Below are 12,239 nucleotides of genomic sequence, written 5' to 3'. Positions count from 1 at the left end.
CAACGCGGGGGTCAGGCGATGTCAGGGTCGGCGCGACCCTTCTGCTCGTTGATCCACGTCCGGAGGTCGCCGATCGTGGTGAGGAGGTGGCGGCCGATCTTGAAGAAGCGCGGGCCGTCACCGCATTGGCGCCACCAGCGCAGGGTGTTGACGGGGACGCGGAGGATGGCGGCGACCTCGGCGAGGGTGAGGAAGTCCTCGTCCTTGCCGTCGGGAATGGAGACGGTGCTGATGGTGGTGGTGGTCGACGAGCTCATCGCAGGTCCTCTCAATGTGGTGGATGAGTTCAGTAGCAACACATGGCCAGCGGAATTCGGACATCGAGTCGGTGGTCTCCGGCGTCGTCCGGTGCTGCTCGGGTACGCGCCTACGGCCTGAGGTCGGCTGCACGGGCGTAGACGTCAGCCCGAACGATTAGCGCGATGTCCGTCCCGACGGCGAAGGGGCGGATGGTGCCGCCGATCTCGCGCCGCCAGGCGTCACTGCGTTCTGGCGAGGTGGCACCGAACGCAACTGACGTTGACGCGTGCCCCGTCTGACCGGCCATCCTGCTCACCACCTTGCTCACCACCTTGCTCACCACGTTGCTCACCATCTGTGGCTCGCTGCCGTCCATCGCCGCGGACCAGGCGAACGTCCCTTCGCGGCGCGCGCTGCCTGCCAAGTCAGGCGTTGCTCCGGAACTAGAAAGGGGGACGAACGTTCGTCATCGATTGCCGAAAAGGCCCCCAGCGACCTCGCGATCGTGGACGGCACTCCTCTCCGACATCAATTTTGGTTGACGAGCCTCCTCTATCAACCTATGTTGATGTCATGAAGGTTCGCGAGGCGCTTCCGCCGGCTCAGGAGCCGGCGGCCGCTCTGGCTGCAGTCACTGCTTTGCGCAGACTGGCCAACCAGCTCGAGCTGGATGCGGTGACTGAGGCAATCAGCGAGGGCTGGACGTGGGCGCAGGTCGGGCAGGCGCTCGACATCAGTGCACAAGCAGCACACAAGAAGTTTGCAGCCGAGGTCCGTGCCAGGCGCGGCTCGTGACGAGGAGGAAGCGATGAGGATCTTCGATGCCGGCCGAGACGTGCGCACGATCGGGCGACTGCTCACGGAGGCGGAGGCCGAGGCCCGCCGGGGCGGTGCAGACCGTCCTGGCCCGGAGCACCTGGTGCTGGCGGCAGCAGCCCTGCCAGACGGCACGGCCGCCGCTGCCCTCGCGCTTGTCGGCGTGGATTCGCAACAGCTGCGCGACGCGATCGGGTCCGTCCACCGCGATGCCCTGTCCGCTGTAGGTGTGGATGTGGGTGACGCTGCTCCAGGCACGTCCCGGCTACAGGCACCTGCGCGTGGAGCTCTGCGGTCGACGCCGCAGGCGCAGCAGGTCTTCCAGGACGCGGTGGCGCTGTCGAAGACGAGACGGCCGGCCCGCCTGCGTGGTGCTGACGTCCTGGTCGCCGCCTGCCGGCTCGAGCGAGGCACGTTCGCCCGCGCTCTCGAGTCGCTCGGAGTCGACCGGGAGGAACTGGCAGCGGTCTCGGAGTTCGGGGCCCGATGACCGACACGCGCCCGCAGCGCGAGACCGCGGCGGCGCTGCTGGTGATCGCGGGCTTCCAAGCGGCGCTGGCAGCCGGTGCTCCATGGGGGCGGGCGGCGTACGGGGGGGGTCGCACCACGGCCCGCTCCCTAGTCACTTGCGCGCCGCGAGCGCCTCGGCGAGCGTCGCCTACTGCGCCGGCGCCGTACTCGTGTGGCGCGATCCCGGCTCACCGCAGGCACGTCGGCGCGCCTTCACGGCCCTGAGCCTGTTCATGGCCGTCGGCGCACTGGTCAACGGCGCGTCCCGCTCGCCCGTCGAACGGGCACTGTGGACGCCGCTCAGCGCAGCAACCGCCGTCAGTTCATGGCGCTCACGCGGGCAGTGCTGACGGTTCGGTGCTGGACGACGAGGAGACGCGCCTTGGGGTTGGAATCTCCATCGGCCCGAGCGAGGCCTCAGGGCTGGTCTGCGTACGGCACTCGCGTCCACGCCAGCACCTGCGCGGCACCAGGGCGGTTGACGGTCACCTGGAGGAAGTTCGTGTTGTTCGCCTCCCCGTCCACAGTGACCCGCACCAGGTTGTCGGCCTGACCGGTCACCCCGTGAATGGCCAGCCAGCGCGACCCGGCCGCAAGCGGGCGGTCGACGTTGTAGACGTGGCTGTCGCCGTCGAACAGGTAGACCTCGCCGTCGTACGTCGACGCCTCGTCGACCAGCGCCTGCACCAAGGGCTGGAAGGCGCTCAGATCCCATCCCGGCTGGTACAACGGGTCGAACATGTCGGCCTGCTGGAAGAGCACGACGGCGCGCGCATTGGTCTGCCGGGCGCGGTCGAAGGTGTCCTCGACGGACTCGATGACTGCGCTCATCCGGTGGGCCTCCTCGACAAGCTGCCCATCCGTCGGTGTCGTGAGACCCAACCCGGTCCACGGTGCGCGATCGTTGTTGCTGCCGACCACGTGCAAGGTCGCCATCTCGATGCCGCGCACACGGAGCGACTGGTTCTCCGGGAGGCCGAGATCCGCCTGGCTGCTGACGCGCAGGGCCGGCGAGCCCAACGTCCGACCAGGCGTCTCGAAGAACGTGGCTCGTACGGCGTCGAGGCGTTCGAGCGGGTCGTACCCTCCGGCTGCCGGTCGGTGGCAGTCGGTCCACTCGTTGTCGCCGGGCGTGTAGAGCAGCGGCATCTCGAAGCGATCGAACTGCTCGCGGATCATCTGGTTGTACGCATCAGTGCAGGGCGACGAACCGTTCTTGATGTCGCCGACGTGGAACGCGAGGTCGAGCCCCGGCTGGGCGTTGATCCGGTCGATCCATCCGGGGAACGCAGCGATCTGGGCAGCGCCGTACGGGACGTCGCCGATCACGACGAACGTCACGTTCGAGGGCTTGTCCTGGCCCGTGGCGGCCCCGGAGGGCAGAGGACCTGCGATTGCGAGCGTCGCGGCGACCGTCAGGCAGCACGCGACCGAAGTGCGGAGAATGGTCATGGTCCTTTCCTCTCGCACGAGTCATGACGCGCGCGCCCTCCGGCGCGTGAACTCTGGGTGGACTCCGCCACCCGTACGCGTCGCGGACCAGCGGGACCACACGGCTTCCTCCGGCCGATGTGTGCCGTTCATCCTCACGTCATGAGGCTCCGATGTGGTGATGTGCATGACCCGGATCGGACTTCTCGCGGCCGTTGCCCTCACGCCCGTCGCCCTCGGCAGCGCCGGCCACGCGACCGCCCAAGCCGAGGTCGATCCGGCCCGCCCGACCCTCGTGGGCTGGGCGAGCCTGCCCGCAGAGACGTACGTCCCGGACAGTGCGGCCAGCGGCTACTGGACCACGGGCAGCGCAGCGGTGCTGGCCCCGTACCCCGGCCAGCCGGTGCAAGGGTTCTCGGCCACCCACGCCTACGCCGACGGCAGCTACCTCGTGATGAGCGACAACGGATTCGGCGCCAAAGGCAACAGCGCCGACTTCGAGCTCGCCGTGCACCGGATCAGGCCCGACGTCGCGACCGCCAGGACGGCGTACGAGGGTCTCGAGTTCAACCTGAGCGACCCGTCGCGCCACATCCCCTGGCCGATCTGGCGCGACGGCGGCTGCGTGTCGGCCGCGCAGCTCCCGGCCGGATACTCGTGCCCGGACCCCGACCGCATCCTCACCGGCTGGGACTTCGACCCGGAGTCGATGCAGATCGCCCAGGACGGGACCTTCTGGTTCGGCGAGGAGTTCGGTCCCTACCTGCTGCACACCGACGACCGAGGACGGCTGCTCGAGCCGCCGATCGCCACCCCCGGCGTGACGTCACCCTCGAACCCCACCCTTGGAAGCGACACTCCTAACCTGGCCAACAGCAAGGGGTACGAGGGGATGGCCATTGCGCCCGACGGCCGCACCCTGTACCCGATGCTCGAAGGGGCTGTCGCTGAGGACCAGGCCGACGGCTTGGCCGCGGACCTGCGGATCTACAGCGTGCGCAAGGGATCGTTCGAGGACGGATTCCTCCGCTACCGGATGGAGTCGCCCGCACACGCGCTCGGCGACTTCATCATGGTCAACAACCACGAGGCGCTGGTGATCGAGCGGGACAACCTCCAGGGCGCGGCCGCCGTGTTCAAGCGGATCTACCTCGTCGACCTGCGGGACCGTGATCGCGACGGCTACGTCGAGAAGACGCCGCTCGTGGACCTGATGGACGTCCACAACCCGAGCCGACTCGGCGGCTTCGGCGAGACGTTCACCTTCCCCTACTTCACGATCGAGGACGTCGAGATCCTCGATGGTCAGACCATCGCGGTAATGAACGACAACAACTTCCCGGCCACGGGCGGGCGAGGTGGCGACGTGGCGGACGTCAACGAGTACCTGCAGATCCGGCTCGCCCAGACAATCCGCGTGCATCCTCGGCTGCTGCCACAGCGATAGGTCGCTGTACCGCAGGACGGGGCCCGGTTGGTTCGAGGACATCCCTTGAGCCGATCTGCGACGAGTCCCGGAGTCGAGTGGCTTGCGCGTTCATCTCACGGTCGTAATCTCCCGGCGTGGCCTCCCCGCACAAGCTGATGAGCGACGCGATCTTCCTGTCCCTGTCAGGGGAAGGGCGCCGATTGCGAGAACGCGCGGACGTGTCGATTCCCGAGGTGGCGGCTGCGGCGGGTACCGATGTACTGACGCTTCTGCGGTGGGAGACGGGGCAGATCGTTCCCTCCGGTTCGCAGTCCGTGGACTGGGCCCGAGTAGTGCACGTGCTGCGCTGCCGCGACACAAGCTCACACTATGTGGTCGACGGCTGGTGTCCGTGCAGCTAGCGTCCGTCCCGCTGGCCTAGACCGGAGCGCGGGCCCGGGATTCGTTCCACCGAAGGGGCCTAGCGTTGGCCCCTCGATCATCCGCAAAGGCGGCGGAGTTGGGCTGCGAGGCATCGGTTCTTGCGTGCCCCGTCCCGTGCCAGCTGGGTCGCCGACCCCGTATCCGAGACCGGTTCGTTCGCGAGGCGGGCGATCGTGTCCACGAGTTTCGCGTCGCGGATGCTCGATCAGCCCCCGGTCAGGCGGTGAGGGCGCTGGTGACTGGAACGCCGAGCTCGGCGAGCAGGGCCACCACTCGGCGTTCGACCTCGTCTCGGATGGGTCGCACCGCGTCGACGCCCTGACCTGCGGGGTCCTCCAGGGTCCACTCCTCATAACGCTTGCCGGGGAAGATGGGGCAGGCGTCGCCGCAGCCCATGGTGATGACCACGTCGGCGGCCTGGACGATCTCGTCGGTCCACGGCTTGGGGTACTCCCCCGAGATGTCGATACCGACCTCAGCCATCGCGGCGACGGCGGCCGGGTTGATCTCGACACCCGGCTCGGACCCGCCGGACCAGGCGGTCGCAGCGTCGCCGGCGTGGTGGGTGAAGAATCCGAGCGCCATCTGGGAGCGGCCAGCGTTGTGGGTGCACAAGAAGAGCACCACCGGCTTTCCGTCGCTGACCTTGCCCTCGACCCGCGCGAGGGCCGTGAGGCGCTGCCTGGCGAACCGCTCGGCAAGCAGCGGCAGGAAGTTCGCGACCGTCGCCCGATTGGCGAACTGCTGGTAGCTGGTGGTCAGAAACCGCTCAATGGTCTCGGCGCCGAAGACGCCCTCGAAACTGCCGGACAGTCGGGTGGCAGCGGATCTCAGAGCCACCCGCTGGTCGAGAGTGATGTCGGTGCGGCTTGCATTCGCGGTCTCGATCGATGCATCAGCGGGCGGGGTTGTCTCGGACATGCGGCTTCTCCTCAGACGGCGGTGAGATGTGGGGCGAGATGGATGACGCGCTGGTTCAGTTCGTCGAACGCGGCGTCGAAGGCCGCAGCGGTGGCGACCCGGACCGGGTCGGGGATCGACCAGTGCAGCCCCATCGCGAGGGAGGGGAGGTCACTGGAAGTTTGGTGGAGCTCCTCGTGGGCGTTGTCGCACACGGTCACGAGGTAGTCGTCGGGCCGGACAACGTCGGCGAACGGCAGGGGCTGAGCCTGGCCCAGAGCGACGCCACGCCGGCCGGCGACCTCGAGGGCACCGGCCGCGATTCGACCGGCCGGGTGGGTACCGGCGGACGCCACGGGGACCGCGCTGACCCGCGCCCACAAGGCGGCGGCCAGCTGGGAACGTGCGGAGTTCGCCGTACAGACGAAGACGACCCGAGAAACCGTCGTCCCGTTCCGCGGGAGAAGGCCGTCCAAGGCGTCGGGCAGGAGCCGCACGTAGGAGCGGCGCCGGTCGGCCTCGGAGCGACGCCGGGTGACCACACCGGCCTCGCCGAGGACACCGAGATGATGGGCCAGCAGGTTCGAGGGGATGCCGAGCAACGCTTGTAGTTCGGTTGGCGATGCGTCGCCGTAGGCGAGATGGTCGGTGATGCGCAGCCGCGTGGAGTCCGCCAGAGCGGCGTGCACTCGTACCCGACGGTCCAGCTCACGGGAGCCGCCGCCACGCGTTGACTGGTCAGTGATCATTGACTCAACAGTTGCTGATCTAATCCGGTACGTCAACCCGGCCGTCGTCAGACCTTCGGCGGCGCAAATGCGACCGCCGCGACGAAACCTTCGGGTGCAGCCAGGTCTCGCCAGCGCTCACGGTCGAGGTGCACGTCCGCCATCGAGACCACCAACCCGGTCCCGTACGCCTTGAGGACCGCCTCCTTGCGCGCCCACGTCCGGGCAAGATCCTCGTCCTCACCGGCAGCCAGCACCAACGCGGGTGCGACGTCGATCACCGCCACCTCGACGTCGACACCCACCGGCGCCTGTGCGACCACCGTGACCAGATGGGGGCCCGAGCGGGCGAGAGAGACATGGACGACCACACCGTCATGACGCAGCCACGGACGCCCGTGGCGGTCGCTGCCGCAGGCTCCGCACAAGCGACCCGACGTCACAGCTCCGGAGCGGCCCATGAGTCGGTCGACGTGTCCGGCGAGCGCGACGCCTGCGTCCACCGACGCGTCGTGCCATGCGACGTCGACGTCGCTCGTCACCGAGGTAGGTCCGGCAGCTCCAACGAGCGGAGCCACGCGTCGAAGAGGTCGTCGAGTCGCTGGCCGCTCACCTCGGCCGCCACCGCCTCGAAGTCAGACGTCGTGACGTTGCGGCCGGTGTAACGGGTGACCCAGGTCTGGAGGATGTCGAAGAACGTACGGTCGCCCACGACCCGACGAAGCGCGTGCAGGGTGAGGGCGCCCCTCTTGTAGACCCGGTCGTCGAACATGAGCGCCGGTCCGGGGTCGATGAGCAGCAGGTCCTGATCCAGGTCAGCGAGCTTGCCGTAATGGTTCTCAGCCTGCTCGTCGGCAGACGCACGTCCTGATTCCTCCGACCAGAGCCACTCGGCGTAGCAGGCGAAGCCCTCGTGCAACCAGATGTCGCTCCAGCTGGTCAGCGTCACGGCGTTGCCGAACCACTGGTGGGCCATCTCGTGCGCGACGAGCCGGACGGCGCCCCAGTCGCTGGAGGCGAAGTTGCGGCCGAAGGTGGACAACGACTGTGACTCGAGCGGGATCTCGAGCGGGTCGTCAGTCACGACGGCGGTGTAGTGGTCGAACGGGTACGAGCCGAACACGGACTCGAAGTAGTCGAGCATCAGGGGCTGCTGGCCGAAGGAGGCGTGATACTCCTCGCCCTTGAGATCCGTCGGGGCGATGACGGTGACGTGCTCGCTGAGGGCGCGCACCTCGTAGCGTCCGATCTGCACCGTCGCGAGGTAGCTCGCCATCGGGTGGTTCATCTCCCAGGTCCACTCGGTCACTGACCCCCTGCGTCTGGTGCCGGCGAGCGTGCCGCACATGGCGACGTAGTAGTCGTTGGGCGCAGTCATCGTGACGGCGTACGTCGCCTTGTCGGACGGTCGATCGTTGCACGGGAACCAGGTCGGCGCGCCGTGCGGCTGGGCGGCCACGATGACGCCGTCGGTGAGCTCCTCCCAACCTGCGGGGTCCAGGTGACGTGCCTTGAGAGTGCTGGGCGAGCCGCCGTAGCTGACCCGGAGCTCGAACTCCTGACCGGCCGCGAAGGCTCCGCTCACCGTCAGCCGCGACCCTCGGTGGCTGAATCGGGCAGGCTTGCCGTCGAGGAACACCCGTGCGACGCGCAGTCCGGCGAGGTCGAGGGTGACCGAGGTCCCGTCGCTGCGTGAGACGCAGCTGAGAACGGCCTCGCCGTCGAGGCGGTTGTTGACCAGCTTGTAGGCGAGCCCCAGCGAGTAGTGCGTGACGTCGAAGCTCTCGTCACCGTGTCCGGGGATGTAGGGCGCAGGATGGTCTGACTCCGAACTCACGGTGCCTCCCAGGGGCCGATCGGGTTCCCGATCCAGCAGGTCCGGGAAGGCACACCCTCCCCGCGCATCACGAGAGATACCGGGCCCACGGTTGCGTGCCGACCAATCGTCGCAGCCGGAAGGATAACGCTGTTGGGACCGAGCGTCGCACCCTCCTTCAGGGTGACGGTGTCCATGCTGAGGACGCGGTCGTGGAACAGGTGCGTCTGCACGACGCAGCCGCGATTGACAGTGGCTCCGTCTTCGAGCGCCACGAGGTCGGTCTCGGGCAACCAGTAGGTGTCGCACCACACGCCGGTACCGATGCGGGCCCCCAGCATCCGCAGCCAGACGTTGAGCGCCACGGTGCCTTGCGCCGGTGCGGCGAACCACGGCGCCGCGAGCACCTCGGTGAACGTGTCGGCGAGCTCGTTGCGCCACACGAACGACGACCACAGTGCATGGTCATCGGCCCGGTGACGGCCCACGAGCAGCAGCTTGGCGGCGACCGTCAGCAACGCTGCTGCCATCCCCGCGATGATCAGGACGGGCCCGGCGAGCAAGACAGCCAGAAGCGCGTGGACCTCCAGCAGCGCGAGGAGGGTGACCCCGATGCCGACGTGGAGCAGCGCGAGGAGGAGCAGCGGGACGACTCGCAGGAGCTCGACGAATCCGCGGGCCACCCTGAGCCTGGTGGCGGGCGCGTACGTGAGACGGTCGTCGGTGACCGTCGCCGTGCGCCGGAGGCGGGTGGGCGGACTTCCCATCCAGCTCGATCCGGACTTCGCCACCTGTCGCGCGGGCGCCGCCGAGAGCACCGCGACGAGCGACTCCTTCGGCACCTTGCGGCCGGGCGCCGCCATGCCGGAGTTGCCGACAAAGGCACGCTTGCCGATCTTCACCTGGTCGACGCGGATCCAGCCACCGCCGAGCTCGTAGCAGCCGACGAGGGTGTCGTCGGCGAGAAACGCATCGTCGCCGACCGTGGTGAACTTCGGGATGAGCAGCACGGTCGACGCCTCGACCCCGCGGCCGACACGGGCACCCAGCAGCCGGAGCCACGTCGGCGTGAGCGAGCTGGCGTACAGCGGGAACAGCCAGGTGCGGGCTTCGTCGAGCACTCGCAGGGTGCTCCAGATGCGGACCCCGGTGGCCGATCGCACGCGGTGGAACCCCGGCTGCATGCCAGCACCCAGTGAGCGGACCAGCACCACGATCATGAGCGCCAGCGAGGCGTACCCCACGACCACGGCAAGCGGGAGCCACGGGAGTCCACGCCTGATGGCCTCGCTCAGTCCTTCGGCCTCGCGCACGGCCGGCAGCAGTACGCCCGCTCCAAGCAGCACGGACGCCACTGGGAGCGCGGCGATGAGGACGGCCAGCAATCCGTAGACCCCCAGCCATGCGCTCTCGGTCGATGCCTGTCGACCCACGGGTGGGTCCTGCCACGGGCCTCGGGCCTCGATGCGTCGCTGGGTGGCCGGTGACCCGGCCCAGAACTCGCCGCTGGGCACCGCACCGAGGACCAGTGAACCGGGGGCGACCTCCGCGTCCTTGCCCACGGACGAGCCGGGACCCAGCATGCATCGGGCCCCTACTCGCGCTCGCGCCCCGACCTTCATCGCACCGACGTGCAGGACGTCCCCATCGATCCAGTGCCCGGCAAGGTCGACCTCAGGTTCGATGGCGGCGCTGTTGCCCACGCTCAGCATCCCGGTCACCGGGGGCACGGAGTGCAGGTCGACCCCTTGTCCGATCGTGTTGCCCAGAAGCCTTGCGTACAGCGGGAACCACGGGGCGCCCGCCAGTGACGTGGCAGCGAGCTCGTCCTGGATCCTTTCGGCGAGCCAGATGCGCAGGTGGATCTTGCCGCCTCGTGGGTGTTCGCCGGGGGTGACGGGACCGAGCACGCTGCGAGCCAGCAGCGCGGCCAGCGCCATGCGCCCCGGCGGGACGAGGAAGATGCACGTCGTGAGAATGATGACCCACAGCGGCGCTTGCGGAAGTCCTTCGAGCTCGAGGGCCGGGCCGGCGAGGGCGGAGCCGAGCAACAGCCAGCTGAGCCACCGCAGTCCGGCGAGAGACCGGAGCGGAACCAGTGCGATCAGCTGGCCGGCCTGTGTCTTGAGTGGGAGGGGTCGCACCTGGCGGTTGCTGACGGGTTGAGTGCGGGTAAGTGCGGGCAGGATGTCGGCGAGTGCCGCGAGGGTGTGATGGGCGTAGACGTCGCCGACGACGATGTCCGGATAGCGCTCACGGATCCGGCTCACGACCTGGGCAGCGGTGAGCGACCCTCCCCCGAAGTCGAAGAAGTCGTCGCGAGGGCTGGTCACGTCCGCGCCCAGGACGTCGGCCCAGATGTCGGCCAGAAACTGTTGCGTCTCGCTCAGTCGTGCCGTTCTCACCGCAGACGGTCGGAGCGGCCACGGCAGCGCATCACGATCGATCTTGCCGCTGGTGCGGGTCGGCATCTCCTCGACGACGGCGAGCCGCGGCACGAGAGCCGCCGGCAGTCGACCGCGGAGCAGCTCCTGAGCAGTCCGTGCGTCGTAGGACGCATCCACCGTCAGGTAGCCGACGAGGAGCCGGTTCCCGCTCGCGGTCGACTTCACAGCAGCGGCTGCTTGCTGTACGCCAGGTAGCCGCAGGAGGTGCTCGTCGACCTCCCCCAGTTCGATGCGGCGTCCACCCAGCTTGACCTGGTCATCGGCCCGCCCGACGAACACCAGGCCTTGCGGGTCGTTACGGACGACATCACCCGAGCGGTACGCCCGGGGCCAGCCCAAGGTCGGCATGGCCGCGTACTTCTCGGCGTCCTTCGCCTCGTCGAGGTAGCGGGCCAGGCCGACACCACCGATGATCAGCTCCCCGGTGCCGCCCTCCGCGACCGGGTGGCCCTCCGAGTCGACAACCGCCAGGTCCCACCCGTCGAGCGGCAGTCCGATGCGGACGGGTTCCGAGCCGTCGAGCAGCGCAGCGCACGCCACGACGGTCGCTTCCGTCGGGCCGTACGTGTTCCACACCTCCCTGCCCGGACGCTGCAGTCGCACGGCGAGCTCCGGTGGGCACGCCTCTCCGCCCATGATGAGCAGCCTCACCCGGTCGAGCGATGACGGCGGCCACAGAGCCACCAAGGTCGGCACCGTCGAGACGACAGTGATGGCGTTGGCCACGAGCCACGGACCGACATCGACACCGCTGCGGACCAGAGACCTCGGAGCCGGCACGAGGCACGCGCCGTACGCCCAGGCCAGCCACATCTCCTCGCAACTGGCATCGAAGGCGACCGACAGGCCCGCCATCACGCGATCGCCCGGACCGATCGGCTCGTCGACGAGGAACAGGCGGGACTCCGCATCGACGAAGGCCGCAGCGTTGCGGTGCGTGACTGCGACGCCCTTCGGCTTCCCGCTCGACCCGCTCGTGAAGATCACCCACGCGTCAATGTCCGCCGACGGACCCGAGTCGCCCTGAACAGCAGGCGCGGACGTGGCCAGCGGCTGGCGGCGCTCGATCTGTAGGTCGCTCCCCACCACGGCGACGGCGCCGGATTCGTCGAAGACGACCCGTGCCCGGTCGTCTGGGTCGTCTGCGTCGACGGGAACGTAGGCAGCCCCGGCGCAGAGGATGCCGAGGATGGCCACGTAGAGATCGGTCGTGCCCGAGTTGATCCTCACTCCCACCTTGTCGCCGACCTGGACGCCGGCCTGGCGGAGCTCTGCCGCGACGCGGTCAGCTGCCTCCGCGAGCTCGTCGTAGGTGAGCACGGTGACGCCGCTGTCGATCGCAGGAGCCTGCGGGGCGAACTCCGCGACCTCGCGGAAGATGTCGACGAGCGTGCGCGCTCGTGGTGCGCGGTCTGCCGCGCACAGTGAAGGGAGAAGGGGCTGGACCCCGGCGTCGTCGGCCATGTCAGTCGCCGACAGCCATCCGGGCGTCACGAGGT

At 68.8% G+C, this 12,239-nt stretch carries 13 protein-coding genes; 5 read left to right on the top strand and 8 right to left on the bottom strand.

Going from position 1 to position 12,239, the window contains the following annotated elements; genetic code table 11:
• Positions 1–11: 11 nt before the first annotated feature.
• Entirely contained in the window at positions 12–257 is a 246-nt protein-coding gene (locus EUA06_RS00140; protein ID WP_129473002.1) for a helix-turn-helix transcriptional regulator, read from the bottom strand.
• Positions 258–367: 110 nt separating this feature from the next.
• The gene (locus EUA06_RS00135; protein WP_129473001.1) at positions 368–664 is read right to left on the bottom strand and encodes a hypothetical protein; all 297 of its coding nucleotides are present in this window, start codon (positions 662–664) and stop codon (positions 368–370) included.
• Positions 665–813: 149 nt separating this feature from the next.
• On the opposite strand from EUA06_RS00135, the gene EUA06_RS00130 reads away from it, so the two are divergent.
• From EUA06_RS00130 to EUA06_RS00120, 3 genes are all read left to right on the top strand, one after another.
• Positions 814–1,035, top strand: coding sequence for a helix-turn-helix domain-containing protein (locus EUA06_RS00130; RefSeq protein ID WP_129473000.1), 222 nt, complete (start codon positions 814–816; stop codon positions 1,033–1,035).
• A 13-nt stretch (positions 1,036–1,048) separates the two neighbouring features.
• Positions 1,049–1,546 (top strand): Clp protease N-terminal domain-containing protein, encoded by a 498-nt coding sequence (locus EUA06_RS00125; protein ID WP_129473697.1) that lies wholly within the window; start codon positions 1,049–1,051, stop codon positions 1,544–1,546.
• 136 nt (positions 1,547–1,682) lie between these two features.
• On the top strand, positions 1,683–1,916 hold the full coding sequence (locus EUA06_RS00120; RefSeq protein WP_129472999.1) for a hypothetical protein: 234 nt from the start codon (positions 1,683–1,685) through the stop codon (positions 1,914–1,916).
• A 67-nt stretch (positions 1,917–1,983) separates the two neighbouring features.
• On the opposite strand, the gene EUA06_RS00115 is transcribed toward EUA06_RS00120, so the two are convergent.
• On the bottom strand, positions 1,984–3,018 hold the full coding sequence (locus tag EUA06_RS00115) for a metallophosphoesterase (RefSeq protein ID WP_129472998.1): 1,035 nt from the start codon (positions 3,016–3,018) through the stop codon (positions 1,984–1,986).
• A 166-nt stretch (positions 3,019–3,184) separates the two neighbouring features.
• Here EUA06_RS00115 and EUA06_RS00110 point away from each other — a divergent pair, with 166 nt between their 5' ends.
• Positions 3,185–4,444, top strand: a complete 1,260-nt coding sequence (locus EUA06_RS00110) for an esterase-like activity of phytase family protein (RefSeq protein WP_207208143.1) — start codon at positions 3,185–3,187, stop codon at positions 4,442–4,444.
• A 137-nt stretch (positions 4,445–4,581) separates the two neighbouring features.
• Positions 4,582–4,827 (top strand): helix-turn-helix domain-containing protein, encoded by a 246-nt coding sequence (locus EUA06_RS23320; protein ID WP_422879739.1) that lies wholly within the window; start codon positions 4,582–4,584, stop codon positions 4,825–4,827.
• Positions 4,828–5,065: 238 nt separating this feature from the next.
• Here the strand turns inward: EUA06_RS23320 and EUA06_RS00100 are convergent, their stop codons facing one another.
• The 5 genes from EUA06_RS00100 to EUA06_RS00080 are packed head-to-tail and all read right to left on the bottom strand — an operon-like array spanning position 5,066 to position 12,204.
• The gene (locus tag EUA06_RS00100) at positions 5,066–5,770 is read right to left on the bottom strand and encodes an arsenate reductase ArsC (protein ID WP_129472995.1); all 705 of its coding nucleotides are present in this window, start codon (positions 5,768–5,770) and stop codon (positions 5,066–5,068) included.
• An 11-nt stretch (positions 5,771–5,781) separates the two neighbouring features.
• Positions 5,782–6,498, bottom strand: coding sequence for an arsenate reductase/protein-tyrosine-phosphatase family protein (locus tag EUA06_RS00095; protein WP_129472994.1), 717 nt, complete (start codon positions 6,496–6,498; stop codon positions 5,782–5,784).
• Positions 6,499–6,545: 47 nt separating this feature from the next.
• The gene (locus tag EUA06_RS00090) at positions 6,546–7,019 is read right to left on the bottom strand and encodes a 4'-phosphopantetheinyl transferase family protein (protein WP_129472993.1); all 474 of its coding nucleotides are present in this window, start codon (positions 7,017–7,019) and stop codon (positions 6,546–6,548) included.
• Positions 7,016–8,314: a M1 family metallopeptidase gene (locus tag EUA06_RS00085; RefSeq protein WP_129472992.1), complete on the bottom strand. Its 1,299-nt coding sequence runs from the start codon at positions 8,312–8,314 to the stop codon at positions 7,016–7,018. Before EUA06_RS00085 ends, EUA06_RS00090 begins: the two co-directional genes overlap by 4 nt.
• Positions 8,311–12,204, bottom strand: a complete 3,894-nt coding sequence (locus EUA06_RS00080) for a Pls/PosA family non-ribosomal peptide synthetase (protein WP_129472991.1) — start codon at positions 12,202–12,204, stop codon at positions 8,311–8,313. The genes EUA06_RS00085 and EUA06_RS00080 overlap by 4 nt, the downstream gene beginning before the upstream one ends.
• Between the last annotated feature and the right edge of the window lie 35 nt (positions 12,205–12,239).

It is taken from the genome of Nocardioides glacieisoli (assembly GCF_004137245.1).
Taxonomy (GTDB): domain Bacteria; phylum Actinomycetota; class Actinomycetes; order Propionibacteriales; family Nocardioidaceae; genus Nocardioides; species Nocardioides glacieisoli.
This window is presented reverse-complemented; position numbering and strand designations above follow the sequence as displayed.